Genomic DNA, 16,574 nt, shown 5'->3' on the forward strand with positions numbered 1-16,574 from the left:
TCAATAAGCACCTATGTGTGCTTAAAGGCGACAAACACGGGTTAGTTTAAGGCTGTAAGGGCTGATCTAAGCGCAAATAACCTCGTTAACGTTCATTAGACGTGATTTGCAAGGGTTTTTCTTGTTTTTACTCCCTATTGCGGTTTTTGAACAAATGGTAAAGGAGGCGTATAGTGGGTATTAGTGTAAATGCATCGGACAAAAACGAACTAGGCACTGGGGGTTACCAAGCATGGAATCATGGAAGCGTACAATGTGGATCTTATGGTTCGGCGTATTGTTTTGCAGCTCAAGCTATACGATGTCGGTTCCCTTCCTTCCGTTGTTCCTCTTCGATTTGGGAGTGTCGGAAAGCTCTGTGAATCTATGGGCGGGAATCGTACATTCCTCGGCGTTTCTCGTTGGGGCGGTAATGGCTCCCTTATGGGGCTTGCTTGCAGACAAATATGGGAAGCGAAAAATGGTCATCCGAGCAGGGCTCAGTTTAGCCATTATCTATGCTTTAATTGCTTTCGTACAGACACCGTTGCAGCTTGTGGGAGTACGAATGCTGCACGGCTTTGTTGGCGGATTTGTCCCGGCATCCATGTCGATCGTTGCGTCGGTCGCGCCTAAGGAGAAGCTGGGCTGGAGCCTAGGAGTGATGCAGGCGGGGACGATGACGGGTGGTATTCTCGGCCCGCTGTTCGGGGGACTGCTGGCAGAGGCATTTGGCCTTCGCAGGTCTTTCGTTGCATCAGCTATCATCATACTGGCCGCGACAGTTGCGGTAATTTTGTGGGTGAGAGAAGGAAAAGCGGAAGAGCCAATAGCAGCTTCAGAGAAAAAGCAGGCGAAGCCGGTCACTTACCGCATGGCGTTTCGCAACCGCGGGCTAATGAGCATGCTGCTTTTGCTTGTACTCTTCCAGCTTTCGGTCAATATGATTCAGCCGCTGCTCACGCTGCATATTGCTAAATTGCAAGGCGGGCTGCAAGGAGCTGTGCTGTCAGCTGGCTTCGTTCTCTCGCTCATTGGAATCGCAGGCATTCTCGCATCTCCGGTCTGGGGGAGGCTCGGCGAAAGGAAAGGGTATTACCGGATTCTGGTCATTTGCTTGATTACAGCCGGAATGGTTATTAGCATGCAGTACTTCGTTCAAGATTTATGGCTGTTCGCCGTCGTACAATTTATTTTCGGCTTGTTCATGGCAGGTATAGGCCCGATTGTGAATACGCTAGTTGTCCAAAGCACGGATGAGCAGTTTAGAGGCAGGTCCTTTGGGCTTACGACGAGCGCGAATCAGTTTGGCTCCATGCTAGGGCCGCTCATCGGCGGCTTGCTCGGACTAGCTGTCGGCATCCATTGGATTTTTGTCGCTACGGGCATGATGATGGCTGCCGCTGGGGTGAGCGTATGGATAAAGCGGAGGAGCGAGCTGGGGCAAGCGCGTATTCCATTAAGCCGTTAAAGCAAGCAAACAGCATCATTAAAGCACAAAATAAGGCTGATCTCACCCGCAAGGGCAAGATCAGCCTTTTGTGCGCTTGGCAGCGCAATCAACTAAGGAGTGAAAGTCTCCAGTACACCGCGAGGTGGCGGAAGTACATAGCTGACACGTGGTGCGTAGTCCGTGAGGATAGGTGCGGAGGATGTGAACGCAAATCCCGGAACAGGCGGCATAACCAAGATGGCTGACGGAGCCGGATAACCCTGCAAGAGAGGGGGAAGTCCAATACCACCACGGGTTCCGGAAGTTAAGAGGACTGGGTTCAAGAAGATAAGAAAGCTCCATGAGGATGGGACAACAAAATCAATTAATCCAAAATTACCAGTAGTGACACCGCCTGTCGTTAAGCCAAGCCTTGAAGCTGAACGGGATAAACTTGTACAAACTGCGTTATCTTTGAAGGGTAACGTTAATTACGTACATTGGAAGCACCGTCAAGAAGACCATGCGTCATATAGTACGGATTGTTCGGGCTTTACGTTCCTATCGTATCGCTTGGCGAATATCGGCGTGGGTCTAGTAAACAGGGAGGATAACGATCAAGCGAAAGTTGGTAAATCAATTCATCAAGGCGATTCTAAAAATATCCTATTATGGAAAGGGATGAACTGTAATTGAAAAGAAAATTGAAATCAGCAATTGTTGCAACTGTCATTGGTTCCACCTTCTTAATGTCGTCACAATCGTTTGCAGCAGAAGTAATGTTCACTAATCCAACAAACACAAATAGTTCGTTTTACCGCGCTGGGGCTGCGGACTATGCAGAAATATGGGCTACGACAGCGAACTCTGATTTCGCCAATTACGGAGTTATCAGCGATGGGGGAGACTGCACCAATTTTGTTTCTCAAGCACTTCATGAAGGCGGTTCGCTGGCATTTAATAGCATAAGTGGATATAATAGAAATACCATGGATTGGTACTACTATGGACCGCATGTCCCTCCAGCGACAAACCCAAGAACTTCGTCTTGGACGGGAGCGCATCAATTTCGAGAGCATTTCGCGGTAGTAAATAGCACAGATTCTGCCGGACACACAACCCACTCGCAAATAGTCAATGGCTACGGCCCTGGGAACGATCTTAAAGTGGCGCAACATTCGGTAACAAATGGTACATGGGATAAAGATATTTCGTTGAAGTCGTATATAGCGTATGGATCGTGGATGGTAACAATAAAAATCAAAGCTTAAAGGAGTGGGAAAATGATGAAAAAGAAAACATGGATTGTACTAACTGTAAGTTGTTCTTTGTTGGTCGGCGGTCTGGCGTTGGCTAATATCAATACTACCCAAGTTGACGCAAATAGTCCAAGTTTGATAGAGAAACTTTCATATGCAACTTCAAGCTATGAAGTAGGAAAAAAAATTGCTGACGCACCCGGCGCAACTACTGAGGATGAGCAGAGGTTGAAGGAGTTGGCAACTAATGTTGCCGACTTAGAAGCAGAATTAAATCCAAAAAGTGATCTGGAAGAATTTGATGAAGTTTTCGCTGGTTACAAAGACATGTTCGCCATCGAAAGTGCATATTACGCAGACCAAAAAGATTCAAAAGACCCTGCGGTTCAGAGAGTATTATATGAGTTGGAACAAAAGGGTAAGTTGATTTCTCAATTCGAAAATACTAAATTGAGTATATCGGTAAATGGTGAACCGCTGCTTGAAAAGTTTTATGAAGAAACCACTAAATTGAATCAAGAGCTTTACCCGGAACAATTCAAATAATCATTAAAATCCATAAATAAGTATAAGAAGCCCTTTCCTGTTTAGGAAGGACTTTTTTATTTTGTATGTCACAATTGGATTTTTCTTAGCGACATAAGGCGTATCAAACATAAGGGGTTGACCGCATTTACGCATAAAGAAAACTTCAAATCGGTGCTTGAACAAGAAACGTTCGACTTCGGACGGGATACGATTCTTTTCACACATAACGACCTTGACGGGATAGGCTGCGCGGTACTGTATAAGGCTAAATTCGGATTCCACGAAGAAACCTATTCTTGCAATTATAACGACGTGAACGAGAAGGTCAACCGCGTCTTGAATAACATTGACGCCCGTTGGGACGATTGCGACCTTCCGACGATATCATTACCGACATAAGCGTTGACGATCGCACGGCGGAACGTCTGGAAATGTACACGATGAAAGGTGGTATCGTCCTATTACTTGACCATCACAAGACCGCCGAAGCGCGTAACCGCTACGATTTGGCGTTTGTGGACGTTGAAGCTTCGGGAACGCTGCTGACGTCATTCTACGTTTCTATCATGACCCAAAAGTTGAATTTAACGCTGCCGAGCGTTTGCTTCTGGAACTGGACGACGAAAGCAAAGATCGTTATATCAAGCACGTCGAAAAGGGAATTACCGTGTATAGCGGAAGTAACAACGAACGTATCGGAATCGGATTCGCTGACTGCTACACGTCCGAAGCCGCACATGAGATAATGAACCGTATGAACCTTCGGGCGATCGCTTTGATCGACGCAAATACCGGAAAGGTTTCGATGCGAAGCCGGGGGTAGCCGGGGGGATTACGACGTTGCGGAATTGGCGAAGATCCATCAAGGCGGCGGTCACAAGAACGCGGCGGGCGTTGAATATCCGAATAAGGTCGCTAGTCACCCATTGGCGAAGCTGACGCGCACGTTCGAGTATTTGAAGCGTCAAACATTCTTCAATCTGTTCGCCGGGGAATCACACATATGAACGATGCAATCGAATTAATCGACGCGCTGATTGAAACGTTAGAAGCCGAAAAGACGAAAGCCTTCCGAGATCATAACTCTATGAACCGGGGCGTGAAAATAGAAGAAGAAATTTGGCAACTAATAACTATTAGGCAACGTTATATTACCGAATGGACAAAACTATTATTTCCGATCGCCAGTTTGACGCTTGGGCGTATGAATTGGTCGAGCTGCAACGTGAACACCCGGAAGTAAGCGAAGCTGTACCGTTCCTGTTGAAAGCCTTCCGATCGTTCGACGCGACGACGGGTTTCGACCTACCGATTGAAGACCCGAACGAGTTACAAAAAGCGATCTTTCTTCACAAGATATTTGAGAATAAGAAAGAATGATGATGTAGAATGTCGAATTATGAAAATAAATATATCATTTTCGATAATAGCATAATTCTTCTAATATGGTATTATTAGGAATATATATGTTGTCCTTGTTTTTTCGAGGTATTATGGACAAAATCGACAAATATCTTATCGACAAAATTTTAGGAGGAACTATTTTGAAGAAAAAGTTTTTGGTAACTTGCTTGTCTACTGCAATGGCGCTTTCTTTGGCAGCGTTACCTCTAGTTAATGCTAGTGATTTTTCCATTCCGGCTCCTGTCGTTTCCGTGCAGCCAACTGACGGAACGGTAGCTGTTATTAATGCACCCGCGCCGGGTGACATAGTTCCATTTTCTACGTATCTTCCAATTGATAATGAAGGATTAACGGCATCGAATGGTTCACAAGCTGTGGATTATAAAACAACTTCCACTTTTGGTTGGTATCGAATTTATATTAAAAATAACAACAACGTGAAGTATAATATTCTCATTAAAGATACGGCAGGCACTATTCATGGTGAATTTGAAGTGGCAGCCAACTCAAGTGTTACAATTAAGAATTATAACAAGGCATCTGGAACGAGAAAAGTTAGTGTAACAACAGGTGACGGGCAGAAGTTAAACGGGACGATTAGCGTTCGGTTGGCCGAAGCACAATCTGAACTGGACTAATATAAGGTAATAGAACCGTCTCCGGTATCGAAACAGATACCGGAGGCGGTTTTTTGTGCGCTTGGCAGCGCAATCAACTAAGGAGTGAAAGTCTCCAGTACACCGCGAGATGGCGGAAGACATAGCTGACACGTAGTGCGTAGTCCGTGAGGATAGGTGCGGAGCTCTCATCGTTTCCGCTAAAAGCGGTAACTGAACCCGAGATCGTGAGGATCAAGGCGAGGCTATGAATGGTGAGAAGTCAGACGTAGGGATAGTAGTGAGTAAGTCTGCCAGAAAGGCCGCAAAGACAGATGAATCGGCATGAGGTTGCCGATGCGAGTCCATCGAGAAATGCGGAGAAGAGGATGGGACAACAAGGAAATGCCGGGGCTACGCATGACAGCGTGGAGAAGTTCGCATTCTACCTATGCCCAATATGCAATTCCAAATAAGTGGTTTGGAGAAATCGGTCTATGTAGTCTTCTTGCGATTTACAAAGAACTTCATCCCCAGAGGGGATAATCACTGGAGGAGCCGGATGCGATGACCCGCACGTCCGGATCTGAGAGGGGCCTATGCGCATGCGCATAGGCCTACTCGATTTTAGAGGAACAATAATATTAAAGGATGTCAGGGCCAATAACTTCTACACAGAAATGGATCTCGGTGATCAACGGGTTATTAAAATTAGTAATGAGGTTAGGCTCGCCATCCAGAATAACACTAAAGCCTGAGGCAGTACTGCTGCTCCCGTCAGAAAATAATTCGTATTAAGGCTGGGTGCACCCGTATCGGTGATTTCAAAGGTTGTCGTAAATGTTCCGTTAATCAGCATAGTACTGCCGACCTTGGAAGGATAACCTTACCGCTGCAAATAAACAATTTGGTCAATTATAATCAATTCGCGGCCCATGGTTCGTTAACCTCAGTAAAGTAGCGCTTTCATATAAGGTGCTACAATTAAGCTGAGTCATTAGTTAACCAATCACATTATGATAAGAAGGCGGCGAATATATGAATTTTTCTACAATTGCAGCTCAGCTTTATACGCTGCGTGACTACTGCAAGACGGAAGCCGATTTGGAGCAGACGCTGCGCAAGGTGAAGGAAATAGGCTATGAAGCGGTTCAGGTATCCGGCATTGGCCCGATTGCCCCGGTGAAGGTAAAGGAACTGGCAGATGCTGCGGGGCTGCGGATTTGCGCTACGCATGTCAGCTTTGATTCCTTAGTGGACGACTTTGACAATACGGTTCAAAAGCATAAGCTGTGGAATTGCACCTATGTTGGATTAGGCTCGATCCCGGAAGAATACCGCACTAGCGCGGAAGGTTATGCTGTCTTTGCCCAGAAAGCCTCTGATATCGGGAAAAAGCTGAAGGAGCATGACCTGCAATTTATTTATCACAATCATCAGTTTGAATATCAAAAGTTTGACGGCAGAACGGGAATGGATATATTGCGGGAAGAGAGTGATCCGTCTGCATTTGGCTTCGAGCTGGATACCTATTGGGTGCACGTAGGCGGCGTGAATCCGGTTGAGGCGATTCATCAGGTGAAGGGCCGAATGGGAGTCGTTCATCTGAAGGATTTGGAAATTATCGACCGTCAGCAGGTGTTTGCGGAAATCGGACAGGGCAACTTGAATTTCAAAGCGATAATTGAAGCATGCCGAGAAACGGGTGTGGAATGGTTCGTGGTCGAGCAGGACGTATGCAGACGTGATCCGTTTGAGAGCTTGGCGATCAGCCTTCAGTATTTAAAGCAATTGATTTAACTGGAATGGAAGCGCAGTTCTTGCTTTCGAGAAAATCAGATGCAGTCATGCATCTGATTTTCTTTGAAAAATACATTGACAATAACAATGAAAAAATATATCTTTAAATTAAGATAATTAAATTTGAGATATATTTGGGAAGGAGCCTTTATACCGATGCATGAAAAAAAGGTCACATGGCTGGAGCTGTTTTATGATTTATTGTTTGTAGCGGCAATTTCTAAAGCTACCCATGTTTTATTGCATGTCGAGCACGGGATGATATCGCTCGAGCATCTCTCTAAATTCGTTCTTATCTTTGTTCCGATCTGGTGGGCTTGGGTCGGGCAAACGGTATTCAACAATCGGTTTGGCCGCGACATTACAACGCATCGGATTTTTATGATCCTTCAATTGTTTTTTGTTTTAATTATGACGGCTAGTCTAAACGTGGATTTTGACGCTTATTATGTGCCTTTTTTTGTGGGGTATATCGGCTCAAGAATATTGACTGCCATTCAATATGCAATTACGCAAAGGACCGAGGCTGCCGATAAGCAGGAAACGGCTCGTTTCTTTGGAACCTATTTCTGGCTCGGCATTGCGGTATCTTGCTTTTCTGTCTTCTTTGACTCATGGATTCGGTATGCCATCCTATATGCAGGCATTGCTGTTGATATTCTCGTTCCGTTAATTGGCCGTAAACAATTAGTCAAAACACCTATACATACCGCACATCTGTTGGAACGATTTGCTCTTTTCACATTGATTTTGCTCGGAGAATCCGTCGTAAGCATGCTTTCTGTGCTGCAAGCAGATGAATTAACGGGCTCTTCTATCCTTTTTGCCGCATTAGCTTTTGTATTAGTTATAGGCATATGGTGGCAGTACTTTGAGAATGTGGAGAAGAGAGTCGATAAAACGAAGCGGACAGCGGGGCAGACCATTATTTACGGACATTTGTTCATCTATTTTTCGCTAAGCATGATTGCAGCCTCGATCCAGCTCTTATTCCTTGACCAATTAAACTACTTATTTATGTTAAGTTTTACTTTTGGCTCAGTACTGCTATATTTCTGGTCAGTTATGTTTGTCCTGTACCGTTATCGTTTCAAGCATCTTAAACCAACCTTTAAAGCTATGCTGCTGTTAACGGTTTTGCTTGGCGCGATGTTCACCTTGAATTTATTTATGACAGCGTCCCCCCATATGATTTTGGGTGAAATCATGCTCTTCTTTATCATATTCGCCAGAACAACCGCTTAAGTTTGCAGCGTCAACTAATATCATGGTTTCTTTCCAATATTTGATAGGCTATACGCTGCTCAAACGTTTATAATTCTAGTAAGGCACTTAATAGAGACAAAGGAGTTGTGAAGATGAAGGTTGGCGTCATTTGCGATGACTGTTGGCATCCAGGGAAAACGATAGCGGCAGGCTTGGAGCCGCTAAGCAAGCAAGGCATCGAGTTTGAATATATCCAGCATGCATCAGAGTGGTCTTCTACGTGGATGGAGCAGCAGGATGTTATTATTCTGGCAAAAGCCAATCATACCTCGGCGTCCGATAAGACGCCATGGCTGACGGAGGACATCCAGCAGCAGTTCCAGAGCTATGTCGAGCATGGAAAAGGTCTTCTTGTTCTTCATGCAGGCACAGTAGGATACCGTAACGAGCCTGTCTTCTTCGAGCTTGTAGGCGGAGTGTTCCAGCATCATCCGCAAGCGGGTTCAGTCACTATGGCCTATACGAGCAGCACGCTTTGGGGCAGCGCGGATACGGATGTTTTCGCAGTACACGATGAGCATTATCATATGGAAGTCATAGAGGAGCGCATTCAAATCATTATGACTTCAAAGTCGGAGCATAGCGTGCAGCCTGCTGGCTGGCTAAGAGAGCAGGGGGCAGGACGCGTGTGCGTCCTTACGCCGGGACATTTTCTGCAGGTGTTCCAGCAGCCTGAATATCAGACGATGATCGAGCAAGCGCTGCAATGGTGTGCCGGAGGCAAGCAGTAAGAACAGATGCTATCATTTTAAATTAGAGGAGTGAATGAATACATGTCAATTCAACCGATTAAATGGGGGATTTTTGGTCCTGGATGGATTTCTTCTAAGTTTGTCAAGGACTTGGCTTATGCTGAGGGCGCAGAGCTGGTCGCGGTAGGAGGAAGAAATCTAGAGAAGGCTGAGAACTTCGCGAAGGAATATAACATTCCTCGGGCGTATGGCAGCGTAGAAGAGCTAGCTCAAGATGCTGAGGTTGATATCGTTTATGTAGGCACTTTGCATCCGGTACATAAGGAGAATGTGCTTGCTCTGCTGCACGGGGGAAAAGCGGTCATTTGCGAGAAGCCCTTCACGATGAATGCGGCGGAAGCGAAGGAAATGATCGAGCTAGCGAGGGAAAAACGGGTGTTTCTCATGGAAGCGATGTGGACGCGGTTCTTGCCGCCTATTCTTAAAGTTATGGAGTGGATAGCTGACGATAAAATTGGCGAGGTGCGTCTCTTGAAAGCGGACTTTGGCTTTGATATCGGCTGGGCGCCGCAGAGCCGCCTGCTTGATCCTGCGCAAGGAGGTGGAGCTCTTCTGGACGCTGGTATTTATCCGATTTCCTTTGCCTCATTAATATACGGCTCAGAACCGACAAAAGTGATGAGCAGCGCCCGAATTGGAGAGACCGGCGTAGATGAGCAGTTCTCGTTATTGTTTGAATATGAGGGTGGAAGCACCGCTGCGCTAAACGGAGCGGTTCAGCTTGGCATGGTTAATGATGCCTATATTTATGGCACAAAAGGCTACATTCACGTGCCAAACTTCTTATTTGGCAAATCGGCCACTCTTCATGCGAAGGGTGCAGAGCCTGAGTCGTTCATCGATGACCGCCTTGCCGAGGGCTACAAATTCGAAGCGGAGGAAGCGATGAATGCACTGCGCGAAGGAAGACTGGAGAGCGCTGTCATTCCATTGGATGAGACGCTGGCCATTATGACGACCTTGGATACGATTAGGAAGCAGTGGGGACTGCGTTATCCGGCTGACGAATAGAAAGCAGAACCTAAGAAGAGGAGCAGGATGCCATGGCGTCCTGCTCCTCATTCCATTTACGCTTTAACAGCTTGCAGCCATGCGTTTGCGATAAGGGCAGCGCCGGCAGGCGATGGGTGAACGCCATCTGGAGCCCAATAGGCAGCGCCAGTCTGTGCAGCAGCTTGGGCAAATAAGCCATCAAGCGGAACGTACAGCGTTTTGAATTCTCCTGCCAGCTCGCGAACGACTTGAATTTTCGGATCAAGATCCTCGCGCCACTGCTTCTGGCTCTCATTCACCGGCAGCACAAAGGGCTCTACTAGAATAAGGCCTGCGTTAAGCTGCTCCTTTGCTCTACTTAGCAATCTCCGATAAGTCGCATAATATTCCTCTGTGCTTAGCGGAGTATCGCGGTCATAACGGCGCCATGTATCATTAATGCCTACATAGATGGACAGCCAAGTCGGCTTCAAATTGAGGCAATCCTCTTCCCATCTCCGCTCCAGGTCGACGACACGGTCGCCGGAAATGCCTCTGTTCAGAAACGCAGCTTGCTTCTCAGGATACTTGTTCGTAAACAAAGACGTTACGAGATTGGCATACCCGGAACCGAGATTAGCCCCGTCAGTCCGCTCACGGCCCGCATCGGTAATGCTGTCCCCTTGAAATAAAACAACTGCGTTTTGTTCGATTAATGTCATCTTTAAACCTCCAATAATATCAACTTAAGATAAGCTTTCATACCTATTCTGAAGGGGGATGTCTGCGAGAGTCATCACTTCGTCAGCATCATAATACATAGGAAATAACTGTCTGGTCAATATGAAAGAATGGGAGTTTATTGATATGAAGCTTAATTCGGTCATTTTAGTAGTAAAAATGGTGCAGTTGATTTAAAATAGGAAATAATCATGAGTGAAATTTCTATTTTATTTTTCTTCTTTTTCCTATTTAATAGAAGATAGAGGAATGTTCGGAAGAAGGGGCGCAAATCCATTGTTAATTATTTGTTAATCATAGTAGGAATATTCTGAAAATTTAAATAATAGACTATAATAGAAAACAAGGAATCAACTAGAATGACTAGCTTCATTTTATTCTCATTAAAGCTTAATGTTCTGGATCAATAATCGAAATAAGGGAGTGATAGATATGACCTCTTCTTACTTCAATGAATGGCTGGATGAATATAATGACTATATGAGACTACACATGCTTTTTGGCGATGAGCAATTTCGGGTGCAGGCTGATGAAGCGCTAAACGCTTTGAAGGACATCGTCATGAGAGCTGAGCGTCATAAAAGCATCGTTTGGAAAGTTATGAGTGAAACGATGCATGCGTATTGAGAGGCGAGCCGTGTTGTGTAATGTTCACATCGGATTCTAAATGTCATTAAAACTAATGATCGTTTAGTTTTAATGATTTAGAGTCCTTTTTGTTGCTTCTTGCTTCTCGCATTGAAATTTTTTATATGGATATAGAATAGTATGATTATCGGAATAGTTTGAAAAGTGTTGTCGGGCGGATTCGCGCTATGCTACTATAGCTTCATTAAAAGTTGAACACGCAGCCGATTATTTCGTTTTTGGCTGCTGAAGCGATCGAAGGAGGAGGCGCCCGGATGAAGTTCGCTTTGTTCAGTCTGGTGATGAATATACCGAATGCAGTGACTGGGGAAGCGTTAACGCCTCAGCAAAAGTTTCAAAATATATTAAAACAGGCGATATTGGCGGAAGAGCTCGGCTTTGATGCTTATGGAATAGGAGAGAGGCATGGCGCTCCGTTTCTTTCTTCCTCGCCGCCGGTGCTTTTGACAGCCATTGCTGCCAGAACAACGCGGATTCGACTGCTGACTACCGTAACCGTTCTGAGCGTGCTTGATCCCGTCCGCGTGGCCGAAGATTATGCGACGCTGGACCATTTGTCCGAAGGGCGGCTCGATCTTATTATCGGCAAAGGAAATGACCCGCGCCATTATCCGCTGTTTGGCATAACGGAGGAAGAGCAATGGGAGTCGCTGGCGGAGCGGTACGGACTCCTTAAGCGGCTGTGGAGCGAGGAGGATGTAACGTGGGAAGGCCGTTATCGTCCGGCGCTGGATAAGGTAACGACGCAGCCCAGACCGTTTCAGCCATCGATTCCAATATGGCATGGAAGCGCATCGAGCACATTTTCGACAGAGCTGGCAGCGAGGTACGGCGAACCGATCTTCTCCTCCAACTCCTTTCATCCACAGGCTAAGTACAAGGAGCTTATCGATCACTACCGTGAGCGTCTTGCCTATTATGGACATGATCCGAAGCAAGCGATTGTTGGCTCGGGGGCAGGCAGCTTGTATTTAGCGAATACGACGGAGGAGGCTATTAAGCGTTACCGCCCTTATTATGACGCGTTCCAAGCGACGAGCGCAGCACAGCATAACCAATCGCCGTTTAAAAATCTCGAGGATACGGTAAAAAATGGCCCTTCGCTCGTTGGCAGCGTGGATCAGGTCATTGAGAAAATATTGAACTACCATCAGGCGTTCGGTAATCAAGTGCTGAGCATCAGTGTCGACGGCTTAACCGAGGCGGAGCAGCGCGAGCAAGTCGAGCGGTTTGCCACGGAGGTAGCCCCGGTGCTGCGAAGAGAAATTCCGAGCACCGTGTGGGATCGCGGCACGGTAACGGTGTAAGTGATAATCCGATGCTTTATTAACGAAATATGAGTTTAAACCGAAAGAGCGGGGAGGCAGCAGCCTGAGCGCTTTCGGTTTTTTTTTGTTATGCCGTGCGTTATAATGCCCATATGATCATAACTATATTTGCAAATATAGCAAAAAGAGTCCATTCCTCTTAAACCGCAGCGGCATAGAATATAGAACTAGAAACGACTGACTATTAAAAAGGAAAGTAAAGGTAAAGGAGCATTTAAATGGAGGGAAATGCAAAAAACATAAGCTTCCACCCGTTTGAAATTACGAGGCATGATCGATTTCAAATGAATAAGCATCGAAGCTTTGTGTTATGGATTACAGGCTTATCCGCTTCTGGAAAGTCTTCTATCGCCAATGAAGTGGAAAAGCAGCTGTATGCCCGCAATATCCGCACGATTATTTTGGACGGGGACAATTTGCGCTGCGGTTTAAATAACGACCTGGGCTTCAGCATGGAGGACAGAAGCGAGAACGTCAGGCGTACCTCCGAAGCCGCGAAGCTTCTTGTTGATGCAGGAATGGTTGCGATTGTAACGTTAGTTTCTCCATTAAGGATCGACCGAGAGAAGGCAAGAGCCATATTTGAACAGGGAGAGTTTGTTGAGGTGTTCATCAGCTGCCCGCTCGATATATGCGAGGAAAGAGATCCAAAAGGTTTATATAAAAAAGCAAGAGAAGGGAGAATCGCCGAATTTACGGGCATTACGGCTCCGTATGAGCCGCCGCAAAATCCTGAGCTGCTCGTTTCCTCTGACAGACAATCTATCATTGAATCTGCAAAGCAGATTATTGCCTATTTGGATGACCATCATCATTTTTCAATTGAGCCGTAACGATTCCAGCAAGCTCTGCACGGCATCTCCCCGGCGTTCCCACGTGTGCTCAAGCGCGTATTTCGTTCTGGCGGCAGCATCGCCGGGGTGCCTAAGACGAAGTTTAACCATTTCTATAAATGCATCGCGAATCGCGAGAGGCTGCGACATTGCTAATTACGTGGACCCGGCTGAATTTTCTCCAAGCAAGGATATTGCAAAGCAAGAGGAGCGCCTTGTCATATTATACCCTCGCAGGCTTTACCATTTGAGAGGTCTGCATCTCGTCTTGCAAGTCATTGACGAAATTCTTATCAAATACCCGCATGTGGACTTTCATTTTGTCGGTCAGGGCGACCTCGAAGATATTCGTATGGTTATGATGAAAATAAACCGATGGCCTGGAAGGATCAAATATTATTCACTCCCATTCGATGAAATGCCAAAGGCCTACAAGCAAGCGGATATTTCTTTAATTCCGACGCTGTACAGCGAAGGAACAAGCCTTTCATGTCTGGAGGCTATGTCATGCGGAAATGCTGTTATTGCTGCTAGAGTCGGCGGATTGTCGGATCTCGTCATTCACGAATATAACGGCTTGATCATCGATCCCCAAGCTTATGCACTAAAAGAAGCCATTACCGATTTAATCGAGAGTCCCCGCAAACTGGCCTTATTTAAACAAAGAGCGGAAGCTGTATCGCAAAGCTTTTCCAAACAAAGCTGGTCGCAGCAGTGGTCGAGATTAATCGATTCGATGCTGAAAGACAAACAAAACCTTCCTATTGCAAGCGAAAAGAGTCTGTTGGTTGTCATTTATTTATCAACGTATCCGCAAGGCGAAGGCGTAGGAAAAACGATCACTCGACTTTTAAAACAAGGGAATCTTATTTATATTAAGCTGAAAAACGTTTCAAAAGATCAACTGTCCAGCTTTGGTCGCTTGCAGTGGATGAACTGGAATGAAGCGACTCACTCCGATCCTGATTATATTATAGCTGACTTGGCTGCTAAAGCGGAATTGGGGCTGCCTGCACATGCGCTTTTTAATGAAGAGGGGGAGCTGGATTGGATGTCATCATATCCGCTCTGACGCAGCGGACGGGATCAACGCTGGTGCAGCGAATGTTCAACAGCCGTAAAAACACGTTGATATGGGGAGAGAATGGGGGGATTGTATCTGAGTTTATTCGGATTCAGGATCTCGCCTCCCACTTCTCTATGCACAGCGAGGACGAGAAGCTTGCCTTCTTTCAAAATGGCAGCGATCCTAACCAATGGACAGCCAATATGACGCCTGATGTACCCTATATTGAGGATGCCGTTCGGCAGGCTGTTATAGCGCTGTTTAATCAAATGTATATCCAATACCGGGATACGCATGACCGAATCGGTTTTAAGGAAGTTCGATACGAGAGGCGCGAGCTTTTGCTGCTGCAGAAATGTTATCCGTATGCCGTCATTATTTTGCTTGTACGCAATCCGATTGATATATGGAGAAGCGAGACCGCTTATTGGGAAGGCGACGTTGAACAATTTGGACGGATCTGGAACGAGCGTGCCAAACAATATCGGGAGCTTGAGGATGAGCTGCCGAATGCTCACTTGATTCGTTTCGAGGACATAGTCGGCCGCAAAGAATCGACGCTTCAATTATTATCGAAGCTTGCCCTAGTTTCCTTAGACAAGATACAGCAGGTATTGTCCATCCAGCTTAACAGTACACGAAGCCCCCGCCCGCAGGCGGAAATCGATCAAATCAACCATTTATGCAAGGAGGGAATGGATCTCTTTCAATACGAGCAGCAATGGGACAAAAGCGATAAGATTTTATAAGCGGAATTAATGGTATAATGATTAGGAGCGATAACGAGGATCAAGGTTCGGATAGATGCTTTGGCTGCATTTTATGAAATTTAACTCGGCATAGAAGATATAATGGAGTGATGTTATGAGCAGCGCAAAGGGCAAGGGCGGAACCGGCAGAGGCACGGACAAGAAGGGCTGGAATCGCTGGCAAGCAGGGGAAAAGAAGAAGTTAGCCAAAAAGGTGTTCGGCAGAAACCAAGGCGCTAAAGGTGCCGAGGGCGAAAAAGGCGCGGCAGGTGCAGGCAGCACAGCTAATGCGAAAAGCGCTAATATGCCTAAGGGCAGCACTGCTTTTAAAGGCGGCAGCGTGGTTAAAGGAAAAAAATAGCTTTGCAAAAAAAGGCAGTGCAGCTCGCAAATAGAGCCGCACTGCCTTTTTTTAATGGCAAATTCAATTGTGATCGAGCTTACTTTCGTTCTTTTTTATTAATCATGATGCTGGAAGGATGCCAATTGATAATGCGCACCAATTGATCCTGCATGTAGGCCGGTGAATATTTTAAGCCGCCTTCAATCCAATGGAATACGAGGCCGAGTACGGCATGGATCGAATAAATGACATGAAACTCGCGGTTCAGGCTGCTGTCGGAGGCGGAGTCGTCCAGATCCTCCAGTAGAATCTGTTTTAAGGCAAGGAACATCTTCTCTCTAATATCCGATAATACTTCTGAGCTCATTAGCACAGTATATATAGTAGCATTTTGATAAATATGGTCAAATATCATGACGGCGTTAGCCGGCAGCTCATCAATACGGAATAATTCCGAGGTTTCGTAAGGTGCGCGAAAAGATTTTACCAGCTCCGAAATCAGCTCATTTAATATATCGTCGAGCAGCCCTTCCTTATTTTCGTAATGGGAATAAAAAGTACCGCGATTATAATCGGCAAGCTCCACGATTTCGGTAATGGATATCGACGAGAAGGATTTTTGGGACATAAGCGTCAGCAAAGCCTGCTTTAATGCTGCCTTGCTTCGTATAATACGCCGATCTGATTTGATATTGTCTTCTGGCATTGTAATCATCCCTTATTAAATAATCGACAAATTGCTTGCGTCTGTACGTTACTGCACAAACGGAGCGTTATTAGATGATTAGAAGCCGCAGATCTGCGGCTTCTTTTTTTGTTTGGTTTAAACTATGGAGATCATCGGAATATGGATTGTCCTGCCGAGCGTAAAGTTTTAT

At 45.9% G+C, this 16,574-nt stretch carries 21 protein-coding genes; 19 read left to right on the forward strand and 2 right to left on the reverse strand.

Annotated elements, in window-relative coordinates; genetic code table 11:
• Nucleotides 1–232: 232 nt before the first annotated feature.
• From AC1TPC_RS21075 to AC1TPC_RS21135, 13 genes are all read left to right on the forward strand, one after another.
• Nucleotides 233–1,450, forward strand: a complete 1,218-nt coding sequence (locus AC1TPC_RS21075) for an MFS transporter (protein ID WP_482068766.1) — start codon at nucleotides 233–235, stop codon at nucleotides 1,448–1,450.
• A 653-nt stretch (nucleotides 1,451–2,103) separates the two neighbouring features.
• Complete coding sequence (locus AC1TPC_RS21080) at nucleotides 2,104–2,682, forward strand: amidase domain-containing protein (RefSeq protein ID WP_482068767.1); 579 nt, start codon at nucleotides 2,104–2,106, stop codon at nucleotides 2,680–2,682.
• Between the two features lie 12 nt (nucleotides 2,683–2,694).
• The gene (locus tag AC1TPC_RS21085) at nucleotides 2,695–3,216 is read left to right on the forward strand and encodes a hypothetical protein (RefSeq protein ID WP_482068768.1); all 522 of its coding nucleotides are present in this window, start codon (nucleotides 2,695–2,697) and stop codon (nucleotides 3,214–3,216) included.
• Between the two features lie 117 nt (nucleotides 3,217–3,333).
• A complete protein-coding gene (locus tag AC1TPC_RS21090) occupies nucleotides 3,334–3,597 on the forward strand; it encodes a hypothetical protein (protein ID WP_482068769.1) in 264 nt (87 codons plus the stop codon).
• Between the two features lie 32 nt (nucleotides 3,598–3,629).
• Complete coding sequence (locus tag AC1TPC_RS21095) at nucleotides 3,630–3,944, forward strand: hypothetical protein (protein ID WP_482068770.1); 315 nt, start codon at nucleotides 3,630–3,632, stop codon at nucleotides 3,942–3,944.
• 102 nt (nucleotides 3,945–4,046) lie between these two features.
• Entirely contained in the window at nucleotides 4,047–4,205 is a 159-nt protein-coding gene (locus AC1TPC_RS21100; protein WP_482068771.1) for a hypothetical protein, read from the forward strand.
• The gene (locus AC1TPC_RS21105; protein WP_482068823.1) at nucleotides 4,202–4,441 is read left to right on the forward strand and encodes a hypothetical protein; all 240 of its coding nucleotides are present in this window, start codon (nucleotides 4,202–4,204) and stop codon (nucleotides 4,439–4,441) included. The genes AC1TPC_RS21100 and AC1TPC_RS21105 overlap by 4 nt, the downstream gene beginning before the upstream one ends.
• Complete coding sequence (locus tag AC1TPC_RS21110) at nucleotides 4,357–4,578, forward strand: DNA ligase LigA-related protein (RefSeq protein WP_482068772.1); 222 nt, start codon at nucleotides 4,357–4,359, stop codon at nucleotides 4,576–4,578. Before AC1TPC_RS21105 ends, AC1TPC_RS21110 begins: the two co-directional genes overlap by 85 nt.
• Before the next feature lie 164 nt (nucleotides 4,579–4,742).
• Entirely contained in the window at nucleotides 4,743–5,240 is a 498-nt protein-coding gene (locus AC1TPC_RS21115; protein WP_482068773.1) for a hypothetical protein, read from the forward strand.
• A 996-nt stretch (nucleotides 5,241–6,236) separates the two neighbouring features.
• Nucleotides 6,237–6,998 carry a sugar phosphate isomerase/epimerase family protein gene (locus tag AC1TPC_RS21120; protein WP_482068774.1) on the forward strand — a complete coding sequence of 254 codons (762 nt, stop codon included), beginning with the start codon at nucleotides 6,237–6,239 and terminating at the stop codon, nucleotides 6,996–6,998.
• Between the two features lie 156 nt (nucleotides 6,999–7,154).
• Entirely contained in the window at nucleotides 7,155–8,243 is a 1,089-nt protein-coding gene (locus AC1TPC_RS21125) for a low temperature requirement protein A (protein WP_482068775.1), read from the forward strand.
• A gap of 113 nt (nucleotides 8,244–8,356) precedes the next feature.
• A complete protein-coding gene (locus tag AC1TPC_RS21130; protein WP_482068776.1) occupies nucleotides 8,357–8,995 on the forward strand; it encodes a ThuA domain-containing protein in 639 nt (212 codons plus the stop codon).
• Nucleotides 8,996–9,037: 42 nt separating this feature from the next.
• On the forward strand, nucleotides 9,038–10,027 hold the full coding sequence (locus tag AC1TPC_RS21135; RefSeq protein WP_482068777.1) for a Gfo/Idh/MocA family protein: 990 nt from the start codon (nucleotides 9,038–9,040) through the stop codon (nucleotides 10,025–10,027).
• A 56-nt stretch (nucleotides 10,028–10,083) separates the two neighbouring features.
• On the opposite strand, the gene AC1TPC_RS21140 is transcribed toward AC1TPC_RS21135, so the two are convergent.
• Entirely contained in the window at nucleotides 10,084–10,710 is a 627-nt protein-coding gene (locus tag AC1TPC_RS21140) for an SGNH/GDSL hydrolase family protein (protein ID WP_482068778.1), read from the reverse strand.
• Between the two features lie 451 nt (nucleotides 10,711–11,161).
• On the opposite strand from AC1TPC_RS21140, the gene AC1TPC_RS21145 reads away from it, so the two are divergent.
• The 6 genes from AC1TPC_RS21145 (at nucleotide 11,162) to AC1TPC_RS21170 (ending at nucleotide 15,714) form a co-directional block, all read left to right on the forward strand.
• Nucleotides 11,162–11,356 (forward strand): hypothetical protein, encoded by a 195-nt coding sequence (locus AC1TPC_RS21145; RefSeq protein ID WP_482068779.1) that lies wholly within the window; start codon nucleotides 11,162–11,164, stop codon nucleotides 11,354–11,356.
• Nucleotides 11,357–11,631: 275 nt separating this feature from the next.
• A complete protein-coding gene (locus tag AC1TPC_RS21150) occupies nucleotides 11,632–12,684 on the forward strand; it encodes an LLM class flavin-dependent oxidoreductase (protein ID WP_482068780.1) in 1,053 nt (350 codons plus the stop codon).
• A 239-nt stretch (nucleotides 12,685–12,923) separates the two neighbouring features.
• Entirely contained in the window at nucleotides 12,924–13,538 is a 615-nt protein-coding gene (cysC, locus tag AC1TPC_RS21155) for an adenylyl-sulfate kinase (protein WP_482068781.1), read from the forward strand.
• A 43-nt stretch (nucleotides 13,539–13,581) separates the two neighbouring features.
• Entirely contained in the window at nucleotides 13,582–14,610 is a 1,029-nt protein-coding gene (locus AC1TPC_RS21160; RefSeq protein WP_482068782.1) for a glycosyltransferase family 4 protein, read from the forward strand.
• Nucleotides 14,586–15,353, forward strand: coding sequence for a sulfotransferase (locus tag AC1TPC_RS21165; protein ID WP_482068783.1), 768 nt, complete (start codon nucleotides 14,586–14,588; stop codon nucleotides 15,351–15,353). The genes AC1TPC_RS21160 and AC1TPC_RS21165 overlap by 25 nt, the downstream gene beginning before the upstream one ends.
• A 115-nt stretch (nucleotides 15,354–15,468) precedes the next feature.
• The gene (locus AC1TPC_RS21170) at nucleotides 15,469–15,714 is read left to right on the forward strand and encodes a DUF3934 family protein (protein WP_482068784.1); all 246 of its coding nucleotides are present in this window, start codon (nucleotides 15,469–15,471) and stop codon (nucleotides 15,712–15,714) included.
• A gap of 79 nt (nucleotides 15,715–15,793) precedes the next feature.
• On the opposite strand, the gene AC1TPC_RS21175 is transcribed toward AC1TPC_RS21170, so the two are convergent.
• The gene (locus AC1TPC_RS21175) at nucleotides 15,794–16,402 is read right to left on the reverse strand and encodes a TetR/AcrR family transcriptional regulator (RefSeq protein ID WP_482068785.1); all 609 of its coding nucleotides are present in this window, start codon (nucleotides 16,400–16,402) and stop codon (nucleotides 15,794–15,796) included.
• Nucleotides 16,403–16,574: the final 172 nt, after the last annotated feature.

Source organism: Paenibacillus sp. Y280, assembly GCF_056786335.1.

Bases quoted from the DNA above. Each gene is read 5' to 3' on its own strand.
- AC1TPC_RS21075 (WP_482068766.1), top strand. From the start codon at position 233: ATGGAATCATGGAAGCGTACAATGTGGATCTTATGGTTCGGCGTATTG.
- AC1TPC_RS21085 (WP_482068768.1), top strand. From the start codon at position 2,695: ATGATGAAAAAGAAAACATGGATTGTACTAACTGTAAGTTGTTCTTTG.
- AC1TPC_RS21095 (WP_482068770.1), top strand. From the start codon at position 3,630: ATGTACACGATGAAAGGTGGTATCGTCCTATTACTTGACCATCACAAG.
- AC1TPC_RS21105 (WP_482068823.1), top strand. From the start codon at position 4,202: ATGAACGATGCAATCGAATTAATCGACGCGCTGATTGAAACGTTAGAA.
- AC1TPC_RS21110 (WP_482068772.1), top strand. From the start codon at position 4,357: ATGGACAAAACTATTATTTCCGATCGCCAGTTTGACGCTTGGGCGTAT.
- AC1TPC_RS21120 (WP_482068774.1), top strand. From the start codon at position 6,237: ATGAATTTTTCTACAATTGCAGCTCAGCTTTATACGCTGCGTGACTAC.
- AC1TPC_RS21125 (WP_482068775.1), top strand. From the start codon at position 7,155: ATGCATGAAAAAAAGGTCACATGGCTGGAGCTGTTTTATGATTTATTG.
- AC1TPC_RS21130 (WP_482068776.1), top strand. From the start codon at position 8,357: ATGAAGGTTGGCGTCATTTGCGATGACTGTTGGCATCCAGGGAAAACG.
- AC1TPC_RS21135 (WP_482068777.1), top strand. From the start codon at position 9,038: ATGTCAATTCAACCGATTAAATGGGGGATTTTTGGTCCTGGATGGATT.
- AC1TPC_RS21140 (WP_482068778.1), bottom strand. From the start codon at position 10,710: ATGACATTAATCGAACAAAACGCAGTTGTTTTATTTCAAGGGGACAGC.
- AC1TPC_RS21145 (WP_482068779.1), top strand. From the start codon at position 11,162: ATGACCTCTTCTTACTTCAATGAATGGCTGGATGAATATAATGACTAT.
- AC1TPC_RS21150 (WP_482068780.1), top strand. From the start codon at position 11,632: ATGAAGTTCGCTTTGTTCAGTCTGGTGATGAATATACCGAATGCAGTG.
- cysC (WP_482068781.1), top strand. From the start codon at position 12,924: ATGGAGGGAAATGCAAAAAACATAAGCTTCCACCCGTTTGAAATTACG.
- AC1TPC_RS21170 (WP_482068784.1), top strand. From the start codon at position 15,469: ATGAGCAGCGCAAAGGGCAAGGGCGGAACCGGCAGAGGCACGGACAAG.
- AC1TPC_RS21175 (WP_482068785.1), bottom strand. From the start codon at position 16,402: ATGCCAGAAGACAATATCAAATCAGATCGGCGTATTATACGAAGCAAG.